20 protein-coding genes are annotated in these 24,842 nt (G+C 69.7%); 12 read left to right on the top strand and 8 right to left on the bottom strand.

From position 1 onward, the window contains the following. Window positions 1-51 precede the first annotated feature (51 nt). Window positions 52-204 carry a hypothetical protein gene (locus MUU72_RS09520; protein ID WP_248012725.1) on the top strand — a complete coding sequence of 51 codons (153 nt, stop codon included), beginning with the start codon at window positions 52-54 and terminating at the stop codon, window positions 202-204. A gap of 420 nt (window positions 205-624) precedes the next feature. On the opposite strand, the gene MUU72_RS09515 is transcribed toward MUU72_RS09520, so the two are convergent. Then, window positions 625-939: a DUF1330 domain-containing protein gene (locus tag MUU72_RS09515; protein WP_248012724.1), complete on the bottom strand. Its 315-nt coding sequence runs from the start codon at window positions 937-939 to the stop codon at window positions 625-627. Window positions 940-1,824: 885 nt separating this feature from the next. Here MUU72_RS09515 and MUU72_RS09510 point away from each other — a divergent pair. From MUU72_RS09510 to MUU72_RS09505, 3 genes are all read left to right on the top strand, one after another. After that, the gene (locus tag MUU72_RS09510; RefSeq protein WP_248012723.1) at window positions 1,825-3,150 is read left to right on the top strand and encodes a VanZ family protein; all 1,326 of its coding nucleotides are present in this window, start codon (window positions 1,825-1,827) and stop codon (window positions 3,148-3,150) included. 92 nt (window positions 3,151-3,242) lie between these two features. Further along, the gene (locus MUU72_RS35255; protein WP_282503862.1) at window positions 3,243-3,374 is read left to right on the top strand and encodes a hypothetical protein; all 132 of its coding nucleotides are present in this window, start codon (window positions 3,243-3,245) and stop codon (window positions 3,372-3,374) included. A 242-nt stretch (window positions 3,375-3,616) separates the two neighbouring features. After that, complete coding sequence (locus MUU72_RS09505; RefSeq protein WP_308403801.1) at window positions 3,617-4,132, top strand: phosphotransferase; 516 nt, start codon at window positions 3,617-3,619, stop codon at window positions 4,130-4,132. Window positions 4,133-4,683: 551 nt separating this feature from the next. Here MUU72_RS09505 and MUU72_RS09500 read toward each other — a convergent pair. Beyond that, the gene (locus tag MUU72_RS09500; RefSeq protein WP_248012722.1) at window positions 4,684-5,454 is read right to left on the bottom strand and encodes a GntR family transcriptional regulator; all 771 of its coding nucleotides are present in this window, start codon (window positions 5,452-5,454) and stop codon (window positions 4,684-4,686) included. Window positions 5,455-5,585: 131 nt separating this feature from the next. On the opposite strand from MUU72_RS09500, the gene MUU72_RS09495 reads away from it, so the two are divergent. After that, window positions 5,586-6,800 carry a replication initiator gene (locus MUU72_RS09495; protein WP_248012721.1) on the top strand — a complete coding sequence of 405 codons (1,215 nt, stop codon included), beginning with the start codon at window positions 5,586-5,588 and terminating at the stop codon, window positions 6,798-6,800. 150 nt (window positions 6,801-6,950) lie between these two features. On the opposite strand, the gene MUU72_RS09490 is transcribed toward MUU72_RS09495, so the two are convergent. Next, a complete protein-coding gene (locus tag MUU72_RS09490; protein ID WP_248012720.1) occupies window positions 6,951-8,519 on the bottom strand; it encodes a recombinase family protein in 1,569 nt (522 codons plus the stop codon). A gap of 76 nt (window positions 8,520-8,595) precedes the next feature. Here MUU72_RS09490 and MUU72_RS35250 point away from each other — a divergent pair, with 76 nt between their 5' ends. Beyond that, on the top strand, window positions 8,596-8,727 hold the full coding sequence (locus MUU72_RS35250) for a hypothetical protein (RefSeq protein WP_282503904.1): 132 nt from the start codon (window positions 8,596-8,598) through the stop codon (window positions 8,725-8,727). A gap of 101 nt (window positions 8,728-8,828) precedes the next feature. Here the strand turns inward: MUU72_RS35250 and MUU72_RS09485 are convergent, their stop codons facing one another. From MUU72_RS09485 to MUU72_RS09475, 3 genes are all read right to left on the bottom strand, one after another. After that, window positions 8,829-9,653, bottom strand: a complete 825-nt coding sequence (locus MUU72_RS09485; RefSeq protein ID WP_248012818.1) for a hypothetical protein — start codon at window positions 9,651-9,653, stop codon at window positions 8,829-8,831. 211 nt (window positions 9,654-9,864) lie between these two features. After that, window positions 9,865-10,917: a metallophosphoesterase gene (locus MUU72_RS09480; RefSeq protein ID WP_282503861.1), complete on the bottom strand. Its 1,053-nt coding sequence runs from the start codon at window positions 10,915-10,917 to the stop codon at window positions 9,865-9,867. 279 nt (window positions 10,918-11,196) lie between these two features. Then, window positions 11,197-12,297 carry a LacI family DNA-binding transcriptional regulator gene (locus MUU72_RS09475; RefSeq protein ID WP_248012718.1) on the bottom strand — a complete coding sequence of 367 codons (1,101 nt, stop codon included), beginning with the start codon at window positions 12,295-12,297 and terminating at the stop codon, window positions 11,197-11,199. A gap of 396 nt (window positions 12,298-12,693) precedes the next feature. Here MUU72_RS09475 and hisC point away from each other — a divergent pair, with 396 nt between their 5' ends. Beyond that, a complete protein-coding gene (hisC, locus tag MUU72_RS09470) occupies window positions 12,694-13,773 on the top strand; it encodes a histidinol-phosphate transaminase (RefSeq protein ID WP_248012717.1) in 1,080 nt (359 codons plus the stop codon). 112 nt (window positions 13,774-13,885) lie between these two features. Here the strand turns inward: hisC and MUU72_RS09465 are convergent, their stop codons facing one another. Continuing rightward, entirely contained in the window at window positions 13,886-14,254 is a 369-nt protein-coding gene (locus MUU72_RS09465; protein ID WP_248012716.1) for a cyclophilin-like fold protein, read from the bottom strand. 257 nt (window positions 14,255-14,511) lie between these two features. Between MUU72_RS09465 and MUU72_RS09460 the strand changes: the two genes are divergently transcribed. From MUU72_RS09460 to MUU72_RS09445, 4 genes are all read left to right on the top strand, one after another. Further along, complete coding sequence (locus MUU72_RS09460) at window positions 14,512-16,020, top strand: cytochrome ubiquinol oxidase subunit I (RefSeq protein WP_248012715.1); 1,509 nt, start codon at window positions 14,512-14,514, stop codon at window positions 16,018-16,020. A gap of 9 nt (window positions 16,021-16,029) precedes the next feature. Beyond that, window positions 16,030-17,031: a cytochrome d ubiquinol oxidase subunit II gene (cydB, locus tag MUU72_RS09455; protein ID WP_248012714.1), complete on the top strand. Its 1,002-nt coding sequence runs from the start codon at window positions 16,030-16,032 to the stop codon at window positions 17,029-17,031. A 48-nt stretch (window positions 17,032-17,079) separates the two neighbouring features. Beyond that, window positions 17,080-20,652, top strand: coding sequence for a thiol reductant ABC exporter subunit CydD (gene cydD / locus MUU72_RS09450; RefSeq protein WP_248012713.1), 3,573 nt, complete (start codon window positions 17,080-17,082; stop codon window positions 20,650-20,652). Window positions 20,653-20,761: 109 nt separating this feature from the next. Next, window positions 20,762-22,498, top strand: coding sequence for a sensor histidine kinase (locus MUU72_RS09445; protein WP_248012817.1), 1,737 nt, complete (start codon window positions 20,762-20,764; stop codon window positions 22,496-22,498). Window positions 22,499-22,771: 273 nt separating this feature from the next. Here MUU72_RS09445 and MUU72_RS09440 read toward each other — a convergent pair whose 3' ends face one another. Further along, the gene (locus MUU72_RS09440) at window positions 22,772-23,650 is read right to left on the bottom strand and encodes an HAD family hydrolase (protein ID WP_248012712.1); all 879 of its coding nucleotides are present in this window, start codon (window positions 23,648-23,650) and stop codon (window positions 22,772-22,774) included. 110 nt (window positions 23,651-23,760) lie between these two features. On the opposite strand from MUU72_RS09440, the gene MUU72_RS09435 reads away from it, so the two are divergent. After that, entirely contained in the window at window positions 23,761-24,657 is an 897-nt protein-coding gene (locus MUU72_RS09435) for an LLM class flavin-dependent oxidoreductase (RefSeq protein ID WP_248012711.1), read from the top strand. Window positions 24,658-24,842: the final 185 nt, after the last annotated feature.

Here is a 24,842-nt window from a genome sequence, read left to right as displayed (position 1 = left end):
GGCCCAGCCTGGACCCGCTGGACGTCGGTCCACTGATCGCCAATCCCAGGCATGATGCGAACCACGACCAGCGTGGCCGGTCAACCGGTATGCACGTTGATCGTGGTGGCGCCTGAGGGAATCCTCGATCGCGATGCCGACAACGGCGTGAAGAGCATCAGCCTGGATGAGGAGAAGGTCTCCGTAGCGACGACTGCTGTCTAGCCTGAGCTTGTCCTGTGGCTGTGCCCCGACCTCGACGAGATCGGGGCACAGCAGTGCTACTGCCTACTGCGGGCCGGGCGGGACGGGGTCAAGCTAAGTACCCCGTTCGAAACGAACTGGGGAGCGTCCTGTCCGACGGGCATCGAACCTGCTCCGAAGTCGGACGCTTTAGTCGTACTTGCGCGGGACTTGATACTCCACCACAGGTGGCGGACGCCCCATTGATCGGCCGTCCGCTCTTGCGCTCGGGACGAGGAGGTCACCGTCTTCGCGCGGCTGACGACCGGTTCTGCGGCCGACTCCGTGCAGTAGTCCCGACTGAGTACCGTCCGTCGCCGAATGTCGCCACACTATGAGGCACGGCTTCGCGACGACTTGTCATCTTCGGGCTGTCGTGCGGGCTCGGGGGCCTGATGGCCGCTAGGTCGGGAGCGAGAAGCCCTCGGGTAACGTGCCCTCGACGAACATCATCCCCACCCGAACCTTGCCCTCCCGTATCGCCCGGGCGCGCCGGTACTCCGGGGAGTCGTACCACTCCCGGATCCGGTCCATGTCGGGAAACTCGATGACCATGAAACGGGAGGCATCCCAGGTGCCTTCGACTGGCTCGGATGTGGAGCCCGAGACCAGGTAACGGCCGCCATGGCTGAGGATGGACTCCTGGGCCACGGCTGCGTAGGCCAGGCCGGCCTCCTCGTTTAAGACATCGACGTTGACGATGACGTGAGCGGGCATGAAGGTGGCTCACACCGGCAGGCTGGTGAGGACTTCTCCGCTGCATGTGTCATCGAGGCTGAATCATCGAGCGGCAGGCGCTGAGCGTAGACGCAGCAGACTCGGTCCTCGGGGGCGATCTCACTGCCGAGATTCAAGAAGTCCTCAATCTTACGAGGAACACCGGCGCTGCTTGGCTGCTGATACGAAGTTGTCAAATCGGCCATCATGGTGACCGAAAAGCGGCTGGACCAGAGTCGAAAATTGTTAGAGCCTTGCGCTGTCTTGACCAGATAAATAAACAAAGGGGGCTTCATGAATTCGCATCTTCGTGTCGCAACTGCGATTGCGTCCGTCGCTCTGGTGCCGCTGCTGACTGCTACTACCGCGAACGCCGTGGAGGTGTCCGGCGGGGTGAAGAAAGCAGCGCTTGCTAGTTTTAACTGCCCGCACGATGGCTACATTTCGAATTGGGATGTGTGCACCTCGCTCAGTAACGGTTCTCTGCTTCTGCACGAAACTAACGACGGTAGCCACATAGGCGTGGACTACTACAAGACCGGAGGGGGTGACGTTTCGTGCAAGGTGGGATACATGAGAAACGGAGGGGTGCACTGGAGCGGCCCGAAGACGTGCAGCACGTCATTAAACGCTACGGCGAGTTGGACTCCCGGCGCTTCGTGCAACCCTGACGTCGGCCTTCTTCTCGCAGGTGGAGGCCAGTACCAGACTCCGCCTACGAGGAAGTGCTAGTCAGCATCGACGCGACACAATCCGCTTCCGTCAGGAAATAGCCCTGTTGACTGACGGTCTCGCCAGTTGGTCGGCGATACTGCTTGGTACCCCCTGCGGTATAACCGCCAGGGGGTACACGCACTTTCACATGGCTAGGAACGGGAGGTATAAATGCTAGAAGCCGTATTCAAGGGGCACCTGGCATTCATTGTCATCGCAATTACCATCTCCATCGTATTTGGTCTTGCGGTCTACTTTGCTTCGAAGGAGAAAACGGACCGCCCCTTACATTTGGCACTCTGGTGCGCCTCTATAGTTAGCGTGCTCTGTTTGACGCTATGGTCGACGGGTGGCACTCAAGGTTCCGGCACATGTGTTATCAACCTTAACGTTTTCGAACCCTTCGGAACGGAACAGGGCATATTGAACTGCCTCATGTTCGTCCCGGTGGGATTCCTGGGTGTGCTTGCAGCACGCAGGATTCTCCCCGGAGCCGCAAGTGGGGTGATTGCGTCTGCGGTTATCGAGACCACGCAAGGCGCCATCCCGGCCATCGGGCGAGCGTGTGATACTAGCGACTTCGTTTCTAATTCGACTGGCAGTATCCTGGGCGCGCTTGTGGCATTCATTCTCGTGCGCACAGCTCATGGGAGATTGGATCCCTGGCGGCCGAAGGCGTGGCGGATGGCTATCACATACGTGAGCTTTGCTGTGCTAGTCGGTGTTGTCTGGGCGACTTCTATTCAGCCGCGCACTGTGGCAGCCACTGAGTCAATAGCTTCGGCTGACAGTGAGCAACGGAAGGCGATCACTGAAGTAGTCCATCAGGCATTTGGTGATCACTATGCAATCGGTGACGTGAAATTCGCGCCTTCCGACGGTTCTGCCAGTGGCACTATTATGGCGATTTTGCCCGTGGGGTACGTTCAAGTCAACTGGCCGGGCCAGGACGAGATTACCGCCAGCCTTGACATGTCGGCCAATGGAAAGCCGTCAGGCTTTCCGGTGCCGGGGGCCCCGTCGGAGATCACGAGTTCTGCACAGGCGAAGGATATCGCCATTGCGTACGCTGAGCATCACTTCCCATGGGGTATCCCGAAGAGTGACGTGAAAGTCTCGGCGGTCGGAGAAAATGCGGCTCTGGGGTGGATGGTCAGCTGGCGCCGATATCGAAACGATGTGCTCATGCCTATGCGTTTGGATGTGCAGATTGACCGGACAGGGCGAGTCTCTCAGCTATCGACAAGGAAAGTGCCTGATGTTCTGGTTCCGGCAGTCCGCATCGACAAACAAAGGGCCACTCAACTGGCATTGAAGGCTGTGCCTGGATGCGGAAAGGCCGAGGTGGGTGAATTGCTCGCGGTGCGCAAGGGGACTAGCTGGCATGCTGTTTGGCGTATTCTCATTACGTGTGAACATTCAAGTACACTCACTCATGTTAATGCAAGATCCGGAGTGGTCGAAATGAAAGAAGAGCACCCGAATGTCGCCAGTTGATCTGGTAAGATCAACGTCTTTTTATGTCGCGCAACATTGTGCCTCGGTGCGCACTTGAGCGGTGACTGAGGTACGGGCGCCCGTCAATCGGTATGCAGTTGCTCTTGGCGGCGCGTGAGGGGATCCTCGTCCGTGACGCGTACGACGGCGTCAAGAACATCAGCCTGGAGACGGCCGCTGACGACGACGCGGAGGAGAAGGCTGTGGTAGCGGCTGCTGCCTAGTTTGACCTTGTCTCACCGAGTGCGCCCCGATCCTTCCCAGGGCCGGGGCGCACCTGTGTGTACTGCCTCCAGCGACATCAGTTGCTTGTCGGTGAGTGTCTCCGGTTCAGCCTTGATCCACTTGGCCCCTCGTTCGAAGCGGGCTTCCCTCGGTACGGTCGTTGTCGAGTCCGGCGGCGTCGGGTGGGTCACCCATGGGCGGAGCCGGTTGATCGCGCTTGATTTGGGGAGCTGGTACGGGCATGACGGTTGACGCTGCTCGGAGTCGGGAAGAGAGGTTCACGTCGGCGGGGGCGGGGCGGGTGTTGGTCGCTGCGTGCCGGGCCGCGGGGCTCGAAGACAGAGGCGCAGAGTTGATCCGCTTCGGGGAGAACGCTCTGTTCCGCCTGGCGTCCGCGCCGGTGATCGTGCGGATCGCGCGGACTGCCGATTATCTGCCTTTGGCTCGGAATGAAGTGGCGGTGTCACGTTGGCTGGCCGGTGAAGGTTTCCCTGCCGCACGTGTCATCGGTGATCTTGAACAACCCCTCCTGATCCACGGTCACCCGGTGACCTTCTGGCATCTCTTCGTTGAGGGTGACCGGAAGGCTACGTACGGGGAGTTGGGGGCGGTGCTTCGTGACCTGCACACCCTGGACCTCCCGGCCGGGCTGGACATCCCTACGTACAGCGTTTTCGGGAAGACGGATCTTCGCCTTGACCGGGCTGCGGGGATACCTGACGGACGACATCGAGTTCTTGCGCAAGCGGGATCGTGAACTGCGTGATGAGTACGCGGGACTGCGGTTCGAGTCGGCGACGGGGCCTGTCCACGGGGATGCGCACGTTCAGAACCTCATGGTGGACGACCGCGGGCTGATGCCGGCGTGACCGTTCGTCCCGCTGATTGGCGGGGCCGGCTTCGGGACGTGCGGTGCCGGGTGGCGCGCGGTGGGAGCGCCGGTGGTCGTGGGGACTTTGGGCGGGAGCTGCCACGGGGCGAGAGAACAGGGGGCCTTACGCTGACCCGCGATCGGGCTGGCTCCTGGCCTGCCCGCAATGGCCCGATCGGCCCCCTGTTCTTAGAGGCTCGCCCCGTGGTGGCTGCCTAAAGTCTCCGCGGCCGCCGGCCCCAGCCACAACGCCCCGAGCCCGTACGGCGGTTGTCCGCTGGCGGTGCTCGGGCGGGCTGCGGTGGTGCGGGCGGTGGGCGTCCGCCGGGACCGGCCGCCAGGCCGCAGCCCGGCGGGGCGGCCGAACCGCCCGGCGCGCCGCAGGCGCGCCCTTGAGTAAGTGAAGCCAGCTTTCGACACCCGCCGGACGGCAGGCTTTAGACGGCGTGCAGTGTGCGGGGGCTGTCGGCGGTGAGGCGGTAGGCGAGTTGGGCGCGGTCGGCGCCGGTGCGCAGCTCTTCGAGAATCAAGGGGTGCTGGTCGGTGCCGAGGGTCAGCCGTGAGGCGAGCAGGATCGGGGTCGCGTCGGGGACCTGGAGGGCGTCGCGCTCGTCGGGAAGGGGCATGCGGGCGCTGACGGTCTCGTGCCAGGTGAGCTTGTGCCCGGCCGCGGCGAGAAGGGCGTAGATCTGCTCGGGTTCCGTGTCCGGCGCTTCGGCGAGCTGCTCGGCCTGGTCGGCGGTGGCGAACGGGATCAGCACTCGGTGCAGGGCGCGGGTGTCGGTGTGCGGGTCGGCCAGCAGGCGATCGACGGCGAACAGCGCCTCCCCTTCCGCGAGTCCGAGCAGCGGGCCCGTGGCGGCCGTGGTCGTGGTGCGGTAGACGGTGGGGGCTTCGGCCTGCTGCCAGTCCTGGTGACCGGTACGGAAGGTCTTGCCGCTGCGGGTGATGGCCCGCTCGATGTTGACCGCCGGGGCAGGGAGGGCGCGGACGTAGCTGCGCTTGCCGTGGGTTACCTCGATGAGCCCTTCGGCGCGGAGTGCAGCGATGGCCTTCCGTACGGTCGGGCGGCTGACCCCGTACTGCTTGATGAGGTCGGCCTCTGAGGGGAGGGGGGCGCCGGGCTTGTATTCGCCTTCGGTGATGCCGTTGCGGATCGCGGCGGCAATCTGCTGGTAGAGCGCTCCGGGTCGCTGGATCTCTCCCATGTGGGGGTCTCCTCATCACCTGTTGTCGGCGGTCATGACGTTATCTGACGTCACTCGTAAGCATAAGTGGTTGCCCTGGTCGGTCAAGGCATGCATAGTGGATAGCAGCTCGTAAGCATGAGTGACGTCACGTGACGTCTCATCTCTGCAGGGCCCTCGTCCGCTGCCGCAACCGCCGCGCAACCGTCTGCGCCCCCTGCTCCCGGCTCTACGCCGGCGACACCTTCCACCTGGTCCGCGCCGGGCTCCTCGGCGGCAAGAACGTCCCCACCGAGGTACGGGACCACCCGCGGCTCTTCGTCACCCTCACCGCCCCCTCCTTCGGGGCCGTTCACCGCGCCACCACGGGCGGCGAGCGTTGCCGCCCCCGGCGTAACGCTGACTGCTGCGAACACGACCGGCCTCGTGGCTGCCCGGCCACCCACGACGCTTCAGATTCGCTTGCCGGACAACCCCTGTGCCCTGACTGCTACGACTACCTGGCACACGTCCTGTGGCACGCCCATGCCGGACGGCTGTGGAAGGCGTTCACGGACAACCTCTACAACCACCTCGCCGCCCGAACTGGGCGCACCCGCACCGGCCTTCGCCGGACAGTGCGTATCTCCTACGCCAAGGTGGCCGAGTACCAAAAGCGCGCCGCGGTGCACGTCCATGCGGTGGTGCGCCTCGACGGCGCGACCGGTCCCGTTGATCCGCCTCCGGCATGGGCGTCGGCCGAAGACCTGACCGCAGCCGTGCGGACCGCCGCAGCAGCCGTCCACCTGCACACTCCCTACAGCCGGGCCCTGGGAGAACACAGCCTGCGCTGGGGCTCCCAGCTCGACATCCGGCCCCTCCGCGCCTTCGGCGGGCATGAGGGCCTGGCCGACGAAGCCGTTGCCGCCTACGTCGCCAAGTACGTCACCAAGGGAGCAGCCGACACCGGCATCGGCCTCGACCACCCGATCACCAGCCCCGACGACTTCGCCGTCGGCCGGCTGTCGGCTCACGTCCGGAACCTCATCCACACCTGCTGGAAGCTCTGCGGCCTCCCGGAACTGGCTCCCCTGAGACTGCGGGCCTGGGCACACACCCTCGGCTACCGGGGCCACATCCTCACCAAATCCCGTGCCTATTGCACCACGTACACCGCTCTGCGCTCCGAACGAGCTCAACACCAAGGGTCCACCTCCGCGACCGAGGAGCTCGACGGCCCCGGCACGATCAAGGATGGGCACTGGCGCTACGTCGGCTCCGGTCACACCCCCGGCGCTGCGCTCATTGCCGCCGGCATCGCAGAAGACCTGGTGCTCAACAGGCACTTCGCACGGGAAGAACTGAAGGTCACGGGAGTTGCGCGATGACCGGTGTCCAGGCAGCGAAAGCGGAGAGTGATAACAGGAAGGTCAAGGAAGAGGCCGCCAAGAGAACCTGGATTGAGCGGCACGTACGCGAATCTCCCCCACTCTCCGACGATCAGTTGCGGAGCCTGGGGGAGATCCTGGGGCTTCAGCTCATCCGCCGGAAGTCCGCACGACAGGCTTGAGGAGTTCCGGGTCAAACGCCTTATTCCCCTTGCCACCTGGAACGGCGATCACGGCGCTGAGAACCTTCTTGATCGCTTCGCGCTTCTGCGTGAGCGTCTTCGCCTTCCATGACCTTGCGATGTCTTGTTCCGCTGCCTCGGTCTCGGCCTTCAACGCTTGGTGCTTGGCCTGGTCAGCGTGTAGCTCCTTGATTCGTCGTTCGAGCACGGGGAGGTTGCGGAAGAACGTCTCGTCGTCGATGTCCTCGTCTTCATCGTCGTGCCAGCGGCGCTCAAGCTCGTTGCGGCTCTTGACCGCCCGTTCCAGGGCCTCGGCCTTGTCCCAGTCGGGCAGGTCCTGAGACCTGCTGGCAGCGTTCTCCTCCAACTTGGCGACTACGAATTCCTCGATGAGCTCATCCGTCTTGTCGCCGCGTTTGTACGTCTTGTTGCAACCGCCGTCCACGGTCTTCTTGCACATGTAGGCGTGCTTGTAATTGAGCCAGTCGTTCGCCTTGACCCCGATCATCTTGTTGTTGCAGACGGTCCCGTCTTCGAGAACGTGTCCGCAGCGAAGAATGCCGGTGAGCAAGTACTTGTGGACCAGGCCGCCACGAGGCAGCCCGGAGCCTTGGCCTCGCTCCCTGATCTTCGTCGTAACGGCGAACCACTCCTTCGGGGTGATGATCGCCTCCCACTCGCCCACGATCGGTTGGTCGTCGCCGTCACGGACCAACTCGCCCTTGATCTCCCGGTATCCGCACAGCCGCGCGTTCAAAAGGACCTGCTTGACGGTCTGGTACTGGAACGGATTGCCGCGGCTCGTGATGAACTCGGCCTCCTTCCACCGACGGGTGATCTCAGAGATGGAGGCGCCCGCGATCACGTCGTGCACGGCCTTCCGGATCGCTTCTGCCTCCTTCGCGCGGAGCGTGACGTTGTCGTCCTCCCAACCGAAAGGGCGCCATGCTGCGACGGACTGGCCGCGAATGGCGCGGCTGCGGTGGCTGTTGCGGGTGCGCCGCTGCTTCTTCCTCGTCTCGCTGAGGGACATTGCCACACCCACAAGCCCCTTGATCTCGAACCCCTCGGCGTACAGATCCTGCACGCCGTTCGAGTCGTGATAGACGCGTCCCTCGTGTGAGGTGAACGCCTTCAGGTAGCGCTCCCAGTCGCTCGGTCGTCGGTACAGACGATCGTCGTTCACGGCCATCACGCCGTGGATCGGGTAACCCTCCGGCGTGGTTCCTGCCGCGAGATCGTTGAGCAACTGCTCGAAGTCGTCGCGTACGACGCTCTCCTTGCTGGCGCTCTTGTCGTTGTCCGTGTAGCGGTATACGACCAGCCACCGGAGCTTGCCGGCGTCGTCCGTCATGTCGCGGTGCTGGTCCTCGATGCCGTGGGCGTCCTTCACCCGGCCGTCGAACGAGATCCGCGCGTAGCAGACGACGCACTTGAGATTGGGGTCGGCGGCCACCATGGCGCGGACCTCCTCGACGGACGGCAGCCCCTCGGGAACGCCTCGCAGCTTGCTGATGACCTCTTCACGCTTGCCCACAGGGGTCCCTCTCGGTCCGTAGATCGGGCTGCTGAGACGACCGTAGCGTATGAGCGCTTAGCTAATGTTCTGCTCGATGAAGATCAGCCAGGACATCCGTCGCGAGCACGGCGGAGCCCTGGCGGTGGACGCCGAGGCCGGGATGGCGGAGAAGTCCCGGGAGTTCGCGGCCGCCGGCAATCGCGTCTATCTGCCGATCGCCGACTGAGCGGCCCGCGCGGCACCCAGCGAGCGAGCGAGCGGGGCGGGGCGAATGGACCGTCCGCCCCGCCCCGCCCGCCGATCCAAGTGCGCCCGTCCCGTGCCCCGTTACCGCAACCGGTCCTCCCGGCCGCCGTGGTCGGGGCTGGTGAAGCGGGGGCGGGTGTAGCCGAGGGTGGGGGTGCGGCGGTGCGGGGGCGGGGTGGGGTGGGGGACGTAGCGGAGCGGGTCGTCCGCGGGGTCGGCGGCGGGGTCGGCGAGGGCCTCGCGGAGGAACGGTCCGATCCCGCGCTCCAGGAGCGCCCGGCACCAGGCGTCGTGGGCGCTGTCCAGCGCGGCGGCCCGCTCCTCGGCCGCGGTGTCCCGCGCCCTGCCGTTGCGCAGTGCGGTGACGACCAGGCAGCCCATGGCGACCAGTGCGCCGGCGGCGGCCAGTGCCGCGAAGATCCAGCCGACGCCGACCAGCGGGCGGGAGACGGCCGGGTCGGGGTCCACGGCGCGCAGCAGGTAGCCGATGAGGAGGAAGAGGACGGCCGCGATCCCGGCGAGCACCGGGACCAGGACGACGGCCATCGCGGCGAGTCCGAAACCGGCCGGTGCGTCGGCCCCCTCGTCGTCCTCGGTGGCCGGTTCGGCGCGGTCGCCGGCGGGCCGGTCCGCCGGGACCGGGCCCGCGCCGCCGCCGGGAACGGTGGACGCCGGGGCGCGCAGTGCGCTGCGGAGCTGGACGTAGCGCTGGTATTCGGCCGTCGCGCAGGCCGCGATCGCACTGGTCGCGCTGAGCGCCATGGCGCGCAACTGCTCGGTGGTGAGCCGGTTCCCGGCGCCGGCCGGGCGGCCGTCCGGGTGGTGGTCGGCGGTACGCAGCGCCTCATCGAGGAGCCGCGCGAAGTCGGCGCGGTCCTCGTTCAGCAGGTGCGGAGCGCTGTTCATGTGCATCCCCCGATGCTCCGTAGGGCCGTACGGGCCGGCCGGGAGCCGGGCGCCGGGCGGAAACGGAGGAGAGCCTGCTACGGATAGACCGATGGTAGAGCGCGCCCGGTGCGGGGTGACAGAGAGTTTGCGGAATTCGCGGACGGGACCGGCCGGATGGTGTCCGGCCCGCTCGCCGGCGGCCGGAGGGCCCGGCCCGGACCGCGAACCGTCAGCCGGCCAGCGGCAGTTGGCACACCAGGAGCTTTCCGGCCATCGTGATACCGCCGTCCATGGCGATGGCCAGTCCGTCCGCGTAGACGTGCGGGCCGTTCACCGCGATCCCGTCGCCCTCGCCGTCCTCCGCGCCGACCTCGCCCAGCAGGTACGGGATCGGGCTGTGGCCGTGCACGATGCGGGTGCCGCCGTAGGTGTCGAGGAGCTCGCGGACGGCCTGCGCGCCGGCCTCGTCGCGGAAGGCGAACCGCTTGGTGAACTTCCGGAACAGGTCCCACACTTCGTCCGCGTCGCTGCGCGTCAGGACCTCGTGGACGGTGTCGTTGACCGCCTCGATGGAGTCGCCGTATTCGAGATAGGCGGTGGTGTCGGAGTGCACCAGCAGGTGCCCGTCCTCCTCCATCACGGCGTCCAGCCGGGCCATCCACTGGAGGTGGTGGTCCTGGAGCCGGTCCATGTCCGTCTTCTGGCCGCCGTTGAGGAGCCAGGCGGCCTGGAAGGAGGCGGTGCCGGCGCCGGACTGGACGGGGGTGTCCCCGAACCGCTTGGCGCCCAGCAGCAGCAGTTCGTGGTTGCCCATGAGGGCCTTGCAGTAGCCGCCGGCCGCCGCGGCCTCGGCGGAGAGCTGCATGACCAGGTCGATGACGCCGATGCCGTCCGGGCCGCGGTCGGTGAAGTCGCCCAGGAACCACAGCCGGGCGTTGCCGGCCGCCCACCGGCCGTCGCCGTCGATCAGCCCCTCGGCCTCCAGGGCGGCGCGCAGTTCGTCGTAGTAGCCGTGGACGTCCCCCACGACGTACAGCGGGCCCATGCCCTCGGGCGCGGGCGCCTGCTCGGGGAGCGGCAGGACGGACGGGTGGTCGACCAGGGTGTCCGTGCGGGTGATGACCGGCAGGTCGCGGGCGGTCGGGGTGTACTCCTCGGGCATCCCGTCCGGCGCGGCGTCCGGCGCGGCCGGGGGCCCGGCGGGTGCCTGGAGCGGCGGGCCGGGCGGCGGTCCGGAGGGCGCCCCGGGCGGCGGAACGGACGCCGGAGGTTGTGCCGCCATGGTCCACACCATGGGTCCCTGACTGGCCCCCTGAGTCATCGACCCCTCCACCGTTGCGCCGCCGTGCACCTCTCGGACCTTTGCCTGGTCGACGGCGGTCCGCGGTGTCGTGCGCCCATCATAGGAACGCCGCTCTCGGGTTGTGACGCACCCGGGGGTGATCAATCCTGCGAAGCCCGGCGTTCGCGATGGATTTCTCCCGGGATCACCCCGTTTTTTCCTCGCCGGGCGGGCGCCCGCGGCCCGCCCGTAGGCCCGGTCCGCCGTGCCGGGGCGCAGTCAGTCGCCGGCCGGACCGCGCGGCGGACTGACGGTGGTGCGCGGGGACCGGCGCTGCGAGGACGTCCGCACGATCAGGTCCGTCGGTATCACCTGCTCGACCGGGCTGCGGTCGTCGAGCCCCTCGATCGCGTCGATCAGGATCTGCACGACGGCGGTGCCGATGCGCCGCGGTTTGAGCGAGAGCGTGGTGATCGGCGGTTCGGTGGTGGCGTAGACGGTGGACTCGCTACAGCAGACCAGCAGCAGGTCGTCCGGGACGCGTAAACCGTAGCGGCGGGCCGCGGCGAGCAGGTCGGTGCCGTTGGGGTCGAAGAGCCCGTAGACCGCGTCCGGCCGGTCCGGCCGGGCCAGCAGCCGGTCCGCCGCCACCGCGCCCGCCCGCGGGTCGTAGGCGGGGTAGGACTCGTAGACGGGGTCCTGGCCGACCCGCTCGCACCAGTTGAGGTACGCGGTGGTCGACAGCCGGGTGTAGGTGTCGGTGGTGGTGCCCGTGAGCAGCCCGATGCGGCGGGCGCCGGCCTCGGCGAGGTGGTCCAGCAGGCCGAGGACGGCCGCTTCGTGGTCGTTGTCGACCCAGCCGGTGACCGGCAGCGAGCCGCCGGGGCGGCCGTCGGAGACGACCGGGATGCCGTGCCGGACGAGTTCGGTGACGACCGGGTCGCCGTCGGCCGGGTCGATCACGACGGTGCCGTCGAGGGCGACGTTGGACCACACGTCGTGGCGGGAGGTCGCGGGCAGGATGACCAGGGCGTAGCCGCGGGCCAGCGCGGCGGAGGTGGCGGCTCTGGCCATCTCCGCGAAGTACGCGAACTCGGTGAAGGTGAAAGGTTCATCCCCGTACGTGGTCACGGTCAGGCCGAGGAGGCCGGACTTGCCGGTACGGAGGGTGCGGGCGGCTGCGGACGGGCGGTAGCCCAGCCGGTCGGCCACCTCGCGGACGTGGCTACGGGTGGCATCCGGAAGCCGGCCCTTGCCGTTGAGCGCGTCGGAGACAGTCGTGATCGATACACCGGCTGCGGCGGCCACGTCCCGGATACCCGCGCGCCCCAGCCGGCGACCGGCCGACCGGCCCACCTGGTGCTTCCCTGCTGCTGTCATGGCGAGCCGATAGTAGGGCTCGCTACGGCCATTCGCGGGGGAGCCACGGTGAGGACCAGGAGGCACGTTTCTGCACGACGGATTGCCCTCAATTTCCTTGCAATCCAAGGAAGTTGCTCCGCCGACTGATCATTTGTCGGGAGGTATGTGCACTCGGCCTGGCGATCCGTCCAGGTCTCGAAGAGGTCTCAAGTCACCTTGACGAGGGATGCGCGCCACGGAGTGAGCCACCGGCGCGCGAGGTGGCACATGGCGCTCCCTGGGGGACGCGCGCCGCTCGTCCGGTGCCGCGGGCGCCGGGGAGGGGCGGTTTCCCCAGGGGCTGCCGCCGGCCGGGTCAATCCTCATAAGGTGTGCAGTATTGGAGTCGAGAGGGATGGTCGAGGAGGATCTGCGGTGAGCGAGAAGACCCCGCGGCTGCGTGCCGCGCTGGACGGCATCCCCACCTACAAGCCGGGGCGGCCGGCGTCGGCGGACGGCCCGGCCGCTTACAAGCTGTCCTCCAACGAGAACCCCTACCCCCCGCTGCCGGGTGTCCTGGAGAGCGCGGTGGCGGCCGCCGGCTCCTTCAACCGCTACCCCGACATGGCATGTACGGGGCTGATGGCCGAGCTGGCCGAGCGGTTCGCGGTCCCGGTGGAGCACCTGGCGACCGGTACGGGGTCGGTCGGGGTCGCCCAGCAGCTGGTCCAGGCGACGGCCGGGCCGGGCGACGAAGTGATCTATGCCTGGCGCTCGTTCGAGGCCTACCCGATCATCACCCAGGTCTCCGGGGCGACGTCCGTGCGGGTGCCGCTGACCTCCGGGGAGGTCCACGACCTGGACGCGATGCTGGCGGCGATCACCGACCGCACGCGCCTGATCTTCGTCTGCAACCCCAACAACCCCACCGGCACCGTCGTGCGCCGCGCGGAGCTGGAGTCCTTCCTGGACCGGGTGCCGGACGGCGTGCTGGTGGTGCTGGACGAGGCGTACCGCGAGTTCATCCGCGACCCGGAGGTGCCGGACGGGATAGAGCTCTACCGCGACCGCCCCCAGGTGTGCGTGCTGCGCACCTTCTCCAAGGCGTACGGCCTGGCGGGCCTGCGGGTCGGGTTCGCGGTGGCGCACGCGCCGGTGGCCGCGGCGCTGCGCAAGACCGCGGTGCCGTTCGGGGTCAGCCAGCTCGCGCAGGAGGCCGCGGTGGCGTCGCTGCGCAGCGAGGCGGCGCTGCTGGAGCGGGTCGAGGCGCTGGTCGACGAGCGGGCCCGGGTCGTGGACGCGCTGGTGGCGCAGGGCTGGACGGTCCCGCCGTCCGAGGCGAACTTCGTCTGGCTGCGGCTGGGGGACCGGACCACCGCGTTCGCCGAGGCGTGCGAGCGGGCCGGGGTGGTCGTGCGGCCGTTCGCCGGTGAGGGGGTGCGGGTGACCATCGGGGAGAAGCCGGCCATGGACCTCTTCCTCCAGGCCGCGGAGGCGTTCCGCAAGGAGCTGTAGTCCGCCGCCGGCGCCGGCGGAAGGCCGCCGGGCCGGTGCGCGGTGCCCGGTTTTCGCGAGGCCGCGGGTCAGTCGACCCGCGGCCTCGTCCGTCTGCGCGCTCGCCCGGCGGTCAGGTCCGCTGGACGTGGATGGCGTCGCCGCCGCGGACGGTGGCCAGGGCGCGCGGGTCGCCGTCGATGCGGCCCAGCACGTTGCACGGCGAGGCGAGCCGGGACTCGTCGCCCCGGGAGATCGGGGTGGGGCCGTAGGGGAGCGCGAGGGCGTTGCCCTCGGTCCAGAAGGCGACCGTGCCCGGGTCGACGACCTGGCGGGCGCCGGACTCCAGGGCCGGGGTCAGTCCGGTGTCGAAGTAGACCTCCTCGCCCCAGGTGTGGGCGGTGGCCTGGAGCGGCAGCGCGGCGAGCAGCGCGGTGGTGGTCGGGGTGTCGTCGAGGGTGGCGGTCACGTGCCCGGCGGGCCAGGAGATACGGATCTTCATGGCGCCGAATTCAACAATATGTTGAAGCTGTGGGGAAGGGTGCGTACATAACCTCGGCATAAAGGTGCACGCGCCATCGATTCCAGCGTGACCGCAGTCACGTACCCCCAGTCCCCAAGGCAAGAGTCGAATGGTAGATAATTCTTGTGAATGTGAACGCGTTCACAAGCTCGCGTCCTGTATGTGCTGCTTTATGCGGCGCAAAAGGGACATGGCCGTACGGATGCGGCGACGTAAGGACGTAAGGAGGCCGCGACGTGGAACTGGCGTTGGCGCCGGAGACTATGGCGCGATGGCAATTCGGCATCACGACCGTCTACCACTTCCTGTTCGTCCCCCTGACGATCTCCCTCGCCGCTCTGGTGGCGGGGCTGGAGACCGCATGGGTGCGGACCGGCAAGGAGAAGTACCTCAAGGCCACCAAGTTCTGGGGCAAGCTGTTCCTGATCAACATCGCGATGGGTGTCGTCACCGGCATCGTCCAGGAGTTCCAGTTCGGCATGAACTGGTCGGACTACTCGCGGTTCGTCGGGGACATCTTCGGCGCCCCCCTCGCGTTCGAGGCGCTGATCGCGTTCTTCTTCGAGTCCACCTTCATCGGCCTGTGGATCTTCGGCTGGGACAAGCTGCCCAAGAAGATCCACTGCTTCTGCATGTGGATGGTCTCGATCGGCACCATCCTGTCCGCGTACTTCATCCTCGCGGCCAACTCCTGGATGCAGCACCCGGTCGGCTACAAGTTCAACCGCGCCACCGGGCGCGCCGAACTGACCGACTTCTGGAAGGTGCTGACCCAGGACACCACCCTGGTCGTCGTCTTCCACACCCTGACCGCGGCCTTCCTGACCGGCGCCGCGTTCATGGTCGGCATCGCCGCGTACCACCTGATGCGCAAGAAGCACGTCAAGGTCATGCGGACGTCGCTGCGCCTGGGCCTGGTCACCCTGGTCGTCGCCGGACTGCTCACCGCGGTCAGCGGTGACTCGCTCGGCAAGGTCATGTTCAAGCAGCAGCCCATGAAGATGGCCTCGGCCGAGGCACTGTGGGACAAGGCCGCACCGGCGCCCTTCTCGGTCTTCTCCTACGGAGACGTCGCCAAGGGGCACAACAAGGTCGCCATCGAGATACCCGGCCTGCTCTCGTTCCTCGCGCACAGCGACTTCTCCTCGCCGGTGCCCGGCATCAACGACGTCAACAAGTCCGAACAGCAGAAGTTCGGGCCCGGCGACTACCGGCCCAACATCCCGGTCACCTACTGGGGCTTCCGCTGGATGATCGGCTTCGGGATGACGTCCTTCGCCATCGGCCTGGCCGGGCTGTGGCTCACCCGCAGGAAGTTCTGGCTGGCACCCGCGCTGCGGACCGGCGACGAGGAGCCGCCGCACCTGGCGCTCACCAGGAACAGGACGCTGGGCGACCGGCTGGCGAAGTGGTACTGGCGGCTGGCCTTCGTCACCCTCGGCTTCCCGCTGATCGCCAACTCGTGGGGCTGGATCTTCACCGAGATGGGCCGCCAGCCCTGGGTCGTCTACGGCGTGCTGCGCACCCGGGACGCGGTGTCGCCCGGCGTCTCGCAGGGCGAGGTGATCACCTCGCTGGTCGTCTTCACCACGCTGTACGCGATCCTCGCCGTGGTCGAGGTCAGGCTGCTGGCGAAGTACATCAAGGCCGGACCGCAGGAACTCACCGCGTCCGACCTCAACCCGCCCACCAAGATCGGCGGCGACTCCGCCGACTCCGACCGGCCGATGGCCTTCTCGTACTAGGAGGCGACCGTGCAACTCCACGACATCTGGTTCGTCATCATCGCCTTCCTCTGGACGGGGTACTTCTTCCTCGAAGGCTTCGACTTCGGGATCGGCGTGCTCACCAAGCTGCTCGCCCGGGACCGGAGCGAGAAGCGGGTCCTGATCAACACCATCGGGCCGGTCTGGGACGGCAACGAGGTCTGGCTGCTCAGCGCGGGCGGCGCGACCTTCGCCGCCTTCCCGGACTGGTACGCCACCCTCTTCTCCGGCTTCTACCTGCCGCTGCTGCTGATCCTGGTCTGCCTGATCGTGCGCGGGGTCGCGTTCGAGTACCGCGCCAAGCGGCCCGAGGAGCGCTGGCAGCGCAACTGGGAGCACGCGATCTTCTGGACCTCGCTGCTGCCGTCGGTGCTGTGGGGTGTGGCGTTCGGCAACATCGTCCACGGCGTGAAGATCGACGCGCACAAGGAGTACGTCGGCGGCCTGCTCGACCTGGTCAACCCGTACGCCCTCCTGGGCGGCCTGGTCACGCTGGCGCTGTTCACCTTCCACGGCGCGGTGTTCGCCTCGCTGAAGACCGTCGGGGACATCCGGGAGCGGGCGCGCCGGATGGCGGGCGTCCTCGGACCGGTCGCCGCCGTGCTCGCGGTGGCGTTCCTGGCCTGGACCCAGGCCGACAAGGGCGGCCTGAACAGCCTGATCGCCATGATCGTCGCGGTGGTGGCGCTGGTCGCCGCGCTCGGGGCCAACAAGCTCGGGCGCGAGGGCTGGGCGTTCGCCTTCTCCGGGATCACCATCGCGGCGGCCGTCGCCATGCTCTTCCTGACGCTCTTCCCGAACGTCATGCCGTCCACGCTGAACGACGGCTGGAGCCTGACGGTCTCCAACGCCTCGTCCAGCCCCTACACCCTGAAGATCATGACCTGGTGCGCCGGTATCGCCGCGCCGATCGTGATGCTCTACCAGGGGTGGACCTATTGGGTGTTCCGCAAGCGGATCGGCACCCAGCACATCGCCGAAGCCCACTAGCCGCGTCCCGCCCCGCCAGGGCGGGACCGGGAGAACGGAAGGTTTCACGTGAAACCCGTCGACCCGCGCCTGCTCCGATACGCCCGCGCCACCCGGGGATTCCTCGTCGCGGTGGTGGTGCTCGGGCTTGCCGGCGCGGGCCTGGTCGTCGGCCAGGCCATGCTGATCGCGGAACTCGTGGTCGGGGCCTTCCAGCAGGGCCGCACGCTCGGCGGCCTGGCCACCCCGGTCGCGCTGCTGGCCGCGGTCTCCGCCGGCCGGGGGCTGGTCTCCTGGCTCACCGAGCTGGCCGCGCACCGCGCCGGTGCGGCGGTCAAGTCCGAACTCCGGCTGCGGCTGGTCACGCGGGCGGGTCAGTTGGGGCCGGGGTCGGCGGTGCGCCGGGCGGACGGCGCCGCGGAGCTGCGGACCGGTGAGCTGACGGCCCTGGCCACCCGCGGTGTCGACGCCCTGGACGACTACTTCGCCCGCTACCTGCCGCAGCTGGGGCTGGCGGTCGTGGTGCCGGTCGCGGTGCTGGCCCGGATCGTCACCGGGGACTGGGTCTCGGCGCTGACGATCGTCCTCACCCTGCCGCTGATCCCGCTGTTCATGGTCCTGATCGGCTGGGCCACCCAGTCGCGGACGGACCGCCAGTGGCGGCTGCTGGCGCGGCTGTCCGGGCACTTCCTCGATGTCGTGGAGGGCCTGCCCACACTGAAGGTCTTCGGCCGGGCCAAGGCCCAGGCCGCCGCCATCCGCGCGATCACGAACGAGTACCGCCGGGCCACCCTGCGCACCCTGCGGATCGCCTTCCTCTCCTCGTTCGCCCTCGAACTCCTCGCCACCCTTTCCGTCGCCCTGGTCGCCGTCGGCATCGGCATGCGGCTGGTGCACGGCGAACTCGACCTCTCCACCGGCCTGATGGTGCTGGTGCTGGCGCCCGAGGCGTATCTGCCGCTGCGGCAGGTCGGGGCGCAGTACCACGCCGCGGCCGAGGGCCTCTCGGCCGCGGAGGAGATCTTCGCCGTCCTGGAGACGCAGCCGCGGACGGCCGGGACCGCCCCCGCGCCCGCGGGGACCGGCCTGTCCGTCGAGGGCCTGGTGGTCCGCCACCCCGGGCGGACCGCCGCCTCGCTGCCGGAGACCTCGTTCGAGGTCCGGCCCGGTGAGACCGTCGCGCTGGTCGGTCCGTCCGGTGCCGGCAAGTCGACGCTGCTGAGCGTGGTGCTCGGCTTCACCGCCCCGTCCGAGGGCCGGGTGCTGGTCGACGGCCAGGACCTCGCCGGCCTCTCGCCCGAGAGCTGGCGCGGCCGGATCGCCTGGGTGCCGCAGCATCCGCACCTCTTCGCCGGTTCCCTCGCGGAGAACGTCCGGCTGGCGCGGCCGGACGCCGATGACGCGGCGGTCCGGGAGGCCCTGCGCGACGCCGGGGCGCTGGAGTTCGTGGACGCGCTGCCCGACGGCCTGGACACCCGGCTCGGGGAGTCCGGCGCCGGGCTCTCGGCCGGCCAGCGGCAGCGCCTGGCGCTGGCCCGCGCCTTCCTCGCCGACCGGCCGGTCCTGCTGCTGGACGAGCCCACGGCGAACCTGGACGGCGAGACCGAGCAGGCCGTCGTCGAGGCGGTCCGGCGACTGGCGGCCGGGCGCACGGTCCTGATGGTCGTCCACCGTCCGGCGCTGCTGGCCGTCGCCGACCGGACCGTGCGGCTGGCCGGGCCGGAGGAGGGGGCCGGGAGCCCGGAGACCGATGCGGCGGCCGCGCCGGCCCAGCCGGTACCGGCCGCCGAACCGGTGCGGTCGGCGGCCGGCGGTCCGCTGCCGGAGGGCCCGGCCGCGTCCGGACCGGCCCCGCACTCGGCTCTGCGGCGGCTGCGCGGAACGGCCCGCGCCCGGCGGTCCCGCTTGGCCCTGGCGCTGCTGCTCGGCAGCCTTGCGCTGGGCAGCGCGGTGGGCCTGATGGCCACCTCCGGCTGGCTGATCTCGCGGGCCTCGCAGCAGCCGCCGGTGCTGTACCTGATGGTGGCGGTCACCGCGACCAGGGCGTTCGGCATCGGGCGGGCGGTGTTCCGGTACGCCGAGCGGCTGGTCGCGCACGATGCGGTGTTCCGGATGCTCGCCGACGTCCGGGTGGCCGTCTTCCGGCGGCTGGAGCGGCTGGCGCCGGCCGGTCTGCGGGAGCGCCGCCGCGGCGACCTGCTGTCGCGGCTGGTCGCGGACGTCGACGCGGTGCAGGACTACTTCCTGCGCTGGCTGCTGCCCGTGGGGGCGGCGCTGCTGGTCGGCGCGGGCACCGTCGCCTTCACCGGCTGGCTGCTGCCGGAGGCCGGCGCGGTGCTGGCCGCCGGCCTGCTGCTCGCCGGTGCCGGGGTCCCGCTGCTGTCGAGCGCGCTGGCGCGGCGGGCGGAGCGGCGGCTGGCGCCGGCCCGCGGTGTGCTCGCCACCCGCGTCGTCGATCTGCTGACCGGCACGGCCGAACTGACGGTCGCCGGCGCGCTCGGGGCCCGGACCGACGCGGTGCGCCGCGCGGACCGGGAGCTGACCCGGATCGCGTCCCGCTCGGCCACCGCGGCCGGGACGGGTGCCGGGCTCTCGGCGCTGCTGTGCGGGCTGACCGTGGTCGCCTCCGCGGTGGTCGGTGTCCAGGCGGTGCACGCGGGCCGGCTGGCGGGCGTGGAACTGGCCGTCGTCCTGCTCACCCCGCTCGCCGCGTTCGAGGCGGTGGCCGGGCTGCCGCTCGCCGCGCAGTACCGCCGCCGCACCCGGCACGCCGCGGAACGGGTCTTCGAGGTGCTGGACGCACCGGAGCCGGTGCGCGAACCGGAGGCCCCCGCGGCCGCGCCCGGCACGCCGTTCCCGCTGGTCGTCCACGGGCTGACCGCCCGCCACCCGGGCCAGGAGCGGCCGGCGCTGGACGGCGTCGGCTTCACGCTGACCCCGGGCCGCCGGGTCGCCGTCGTCGGACCGTCCGGCTCCGGCAAGACGACGCTGGCGCAGGTGCTGCTGCGCTTCCTGGACCGGGAGGCGGGCACGTACACCCTGGCGGGAACGGACGCCCAGGAGCTGGCCGGCGACGCGGTCCGGCGGCTGGTGGGCCTGTGCGCGCAGGACGCGCACCTCTTCGACAGCTCGCTGCGGGAGAACCTCCGGCTCGCCCGCCGGAACCGCGGCGACGGCCAGGAGTCCGGCGACCAGGACCTCTGGGAGGCGCTCGGCCGGGCGCGGCTGGCGGACTGGGTGCGCGGGCTGCCCGACGGCCTGGACACCATGGTCGGGGAGCACGGCGCCCGGCTGTCCGGCGGTCAGCGGCAGCGGCTGGCGCTGGCCCGCGCCCTGCTCGCGGACTTCCCGGTGCTGGTGCTGGACGAGCCCGCCGAGCACCTCGACCTGACCACCGCGGACGCGCTGACCGCCGATCTGCTGGCGGCCACCGAGGGCCGGACGACGGTCCTGATCACCCACCGGCTGGCCGGTCTGGACGCGGTGGACGAGATCCTGGTGCTGGACCGCGGCCGGGTGGTGCAGCGCGGCGGGTACGGGGAGCTGGCCGCCGCCGACGGTCCGTTCCGGCGGATGCTGGAGCGCGAGCGGGCGGTCGATGCGGCGTATCCGCGGATGGTGACCGCCGGGGCAGGGGCCTGATGGCGGGCGTGAAGGGGGAGCGCCGGGCCGCGGAGGGCACACCGTCCGCTCCGGGCCGCCCGCGCTTTCTCTCGAAATGCGGCCTCATTAGGCTCGGGGCATGTCCGCCATGACAGGGCCGCCCCCGGGACCCGCGGAGACCGGCAGCACCGGCGGCCGTCCCGACGCCACGGACGCCGCCACCGAGGCCACCCGCAGCCTCCAGGGCCTGTCGTCCGAGCTGACCGCGCGGGTGCCGCAGCTGCTGGAGGCGATGCGCACGATCGGTGCGGGCCTGGACCTGCACATCACCCTGGACCGGATCGTGCAGACCGCGGCCGAGCTCGCCGACGCGCGCTATGCCGCGATCGGGATCATCGACGACGCCCGGAAGGGGCTGTCGGACTTCGTCACCTACGGCGTGACCGGGGAGCAGCACGAGCGGATCGGCGCGCTGCCCGACGGCCACAAGGGGCTGCTCGGCGCGCTGATCCACCACCCCGAGCCGGTGCGGCTGGCCGATCTCACCCAGGACCCCCGTTCGGCCGGGTTCCCGCCGGGGCACCCGCCGATGCGGTCGTTCCTGGGCGTGCCGATCCGGGTGCAGGGCCGGATCTTCGGCAACCTCTACCTGACCGAGAAGCGCGGTGGGGAGTTCAGCGAAGAGGACCTGCACATGGTGCGGGTACTGGCCACCGAGGCCGGGATCGCGATCGGCAACGCCCGGATGTACGCGGCGACCCGGCAGCGGGAGCGGTGGATCGACGGTTCGGTGGCGGTGACCACCGAGCTGCTGGCCGGCAGTGATGTCGATGACGCGCTCGCGGTGGTGGCCGAACAGGCCAGGAAGCTGGCGGACTCGGCGGCCGGCATCGTGCTGCTGCCGGACGAGGACGGCGGGCTGGAGATCGTCGCGGTGTCGGCCGACGACCCGGCCGGGGCCATGGGCACGCGGATCCCGGCCGACAGCCCGGTGACCGAGCAACTCCTCGCGGGCGAGCCGGTGTTCATCGACGACTCGGCGAGCGACCCGCGGATGGTCACCGCTCTCGCGCCGCGGTTCGGGCCGAGCATGATGCTGCCGCTCAAGAGCGGCGGCCGGGTGCTCGGCACCCTCGCCACCCCGCGGTCCCGCGGCGCCCGGCCGTTCTCGGCCGCCGAGCGGACGCTGGCGACGCAGTTCGCCGCGCAGGCCGCGCTGGCGCTGGTGCTGGCCGACGCCCAGCGCGACCGGGAGCGGCTCGCGGTCTTCGAGGACCGGGACCGGATCGCCCGCGATCTGCACGATCTGGTGATCCAGCGGCTGTTCGCGACGGGGATGATGCTGGAGGGCGCGCAGCGCAGGACCGAGGTGCCCGAGGTGGCGGAGCGGATCGGCAAGGCCGTCGATGAGCTCGACACCACCATCCAGGAGATCAGGACCGCGATCTTCGCGCTCCAGCAGGGCCCGGCCGAGGCGCCTTCCGGGCTGCGGACCCGGGTGCTGAGGGAGATCGGCACCGCCGCCGTACCGCTGGGCTTCCAGCCGTCGGCGCAGTTCGTCGGGCCGGTCGACTCCCGGGTCGGTGAGCTGACCGGCAAGAACCTGATCGCCGCCCTGCGGGAGGCGCTGTCGAACGCCTTCCGTCATGCCGAGGCGTCCCGGATCGAGGTGGTGGTGGACGCGACGGTCACCTTGCCCGACGGCACCCCGGGCGTCCGGCTGACCGTCGCCGACGACGGGGTGGGCATCTCGCGGGGTGGCCGCCGCAGCGGCCTGCGAAACCTCGCCAAGCGGGCGGATTCGCTGGGCGGCTCCAGCACCTACGGCCCGGGGCTGCGGGACGGCGGCGGGGGGACGACGGTGACGTGGGAAGCGCCGCTGTGAGGGCGCGAGGTCAGGAGCGCCGGGCGAGGCTGGGTCCTGCGGTGTCGCGCTGTTTCACGTGAAACATGCGCAGAGACCGGTGAGTTGGGCGGTTTCACGTGAAACCTGCGTCGAAGCAGGCGGGTTCGACGGTTTCACGTGAAACATTGCGCCGTGCCACGGGAGTTGAGCGTTTCACGTGAAACATGCCGGACCGGTGCAGGTCTCCGTCACTGTTTCGCGTGAAACCACGGGGCCTGCCGCCCGTGGCTGCGCGCCGCCGGCGGCAGTGCCTCAGCGCCCCTGAAGGATCCGCTCGATCACGACCGCCACCCCGTCGTCGTTGTTGGACTCGGTACGGTGCGTGGTGGCCGCCAGGACGTCCGGGTGGGCATTGGCCATGGCGTAGGACGTACCGGCCCAGGTGAGCATCTCTATGTCGTTCGGCATGTCCCCAAAGGCGACGACCTCCTCCGGCGCGATCCCACGCTCCGCACAGCAGCGGGCGAGGGTGCCGGCCTTGCTGACGCCCGGACCGCTGATCTCCAGCAGGGCGGTCGGGCTGGACCGGGTGAAGGACGCCAGGTGGCCCGCAGTGGCCCGGGCGAGCGAGAGGAAGGCGTCGGGGTCCAGCTCGGGGTGGTGCGCCAGCAGCTTCAGCACGGGCTGGTCCGCGATGCCGGGGCGGTCCTCCGGGCCGTGCACGACCGGCGGGGCGAAGCCCTCGGCGAGCAGCTTCTCGGCCGGCGCTATCACCGCGGCCGGGTCGAGGAAGAAGGGCGGGTACTGCGGTTCGTAGTGGATGCCGCTGGTGCGCTCGACGGCGAAGCTGGTGCCGGGGGCCGCGCCCCGCAGGGCGTGGACGACGTCCAGCGCCACCGCCTGCTCCAGCGGGCTGGCCTCCACGATGCGGTTGCCGCGGTGCAGATCGACGACGGCCGCGCCGTTCGCGCAGATCGCCAGGCCGTGGCCGTGCACGTGGTCGCTGACCACGTCCATCCAGCGGGCCGGGCGCCCGGTGACGAAGAACACCTCGATGCCGGCCGCCTCCGCGGCGGCGAGTGCCGTGATCGTCCGCTCGGAGACCGTCTTGTCGTCGTGCAGCAGGGTGCCGTCGAGATCGGTGGCGATCAGCCGGGTGGGCCGGGGCGGCGTGGCGGAGGCATCAGTCACGGGGCCATCTTCGCGTACCGGCACGTACAGGCGTGCGGTGGGTACGCACCGCGGCCCGGGCGGAGAGCGGCCGGGCGGGGTTCCGCCGCGCTCCCCGTACGCTCGGAGGCATGCGACTGAGCACTGTGATCCTGCCCGTCCGCCGCTGGTCCGAGGGCGGGAAGGAGGCGTGGCAGCGCGCGGAGGAGCTGGGCTTCCACGCCGCGTACACGTACGACCACCTGTCCTGGCGGAGCTTCCGCGAGCAGACCTGGTTCGGCGCCCTGCCGACCCTGACCGCGGCCGCCACCGCGACCTCCCGGATGCGCCTGGGCACCCTCGTGACCTCGCCGAACTTCCGGCACCCGGTCACCCTCGCCAAGGAGCTGATCTCGCTCGACGACATCAGCGAGGGCCGGATCACGCTGGGCATCGGCGCCGGCGGCAACGGCTTCGACGCCACCGCGCTCGGCCAGGAGCCCTGGTCGCCGCGCGAACGGGCCGACCGCTTCGCCGAGTTCACCACGCTGCTGGACCGGCTGCTCACCCAGGACGCCGTCTCGTACGAGGGCACGCACTACTCCGCGGACGAGGCGCGCAACATCCCCGGCTGCGTCCAGCGGCCCCGGCTGCCGTTCGCGGTGGCGGCGACCGGCCCGCGCGGGCTGAAGCTGGCGGCCCGCCTCGGCCAGGCGTGGGTGACCACCGGCGATCCCAAGGTCGCGAACGCGGGAGGGACGCCGGCCGAGTCGCGCCAGGCGATCCGCAGGCAGATCGAGGGGCTGGAGAAGGCGTGTGCCGACCAGGGCCGGGACGCCGCCGAACTCCACAAGATCATGCTGACCGGCTTCACCCCGGACCGTCCGCTGGACTCCTTCGACGCCTTCGTGGACTTCGCGGGGCGCCACGCCGAGCTGGGCATCGATGAGCTGGTGATCCACTGGCCGATCGCCGATTCGGTGTTCGCGGCCGATCCCGCGGTCTTCGAGCGGATCGCGACCGAGGGGCTTGCGCAGCTCGGCGCGTAACGGCCGCGGCCTGCTGCCGGGCCCGTCCGGTTTGCCGCGGTATCCGGCCGGGGCTTTACCCGCTATATAGCCGTGAAGAGGGAGAATTAGGACAACGGCGCAGTGTGCGGCCCGGCGCGCGGGGGAGAGGACGGTGGGCGACCGGGTCGGGACACTGCGCGAAGTGCGGCGCGTTGTGGAGGAGC

Source organism: Streptomyces rhizoryzae, from assembly GCF_023155275.1.
Lineage (GTDB): Bacteria > Actinomycetota > Actinomycetes > Streptomycetales > Streptomycetaceae > Streptomyces > Streptomyces rhizoryzae.
The sequence above is the reverse complement of the archived record's forward strand: the minus strand, read 5'-3'. Positions and strand labels throughout refer to the sequence as shown.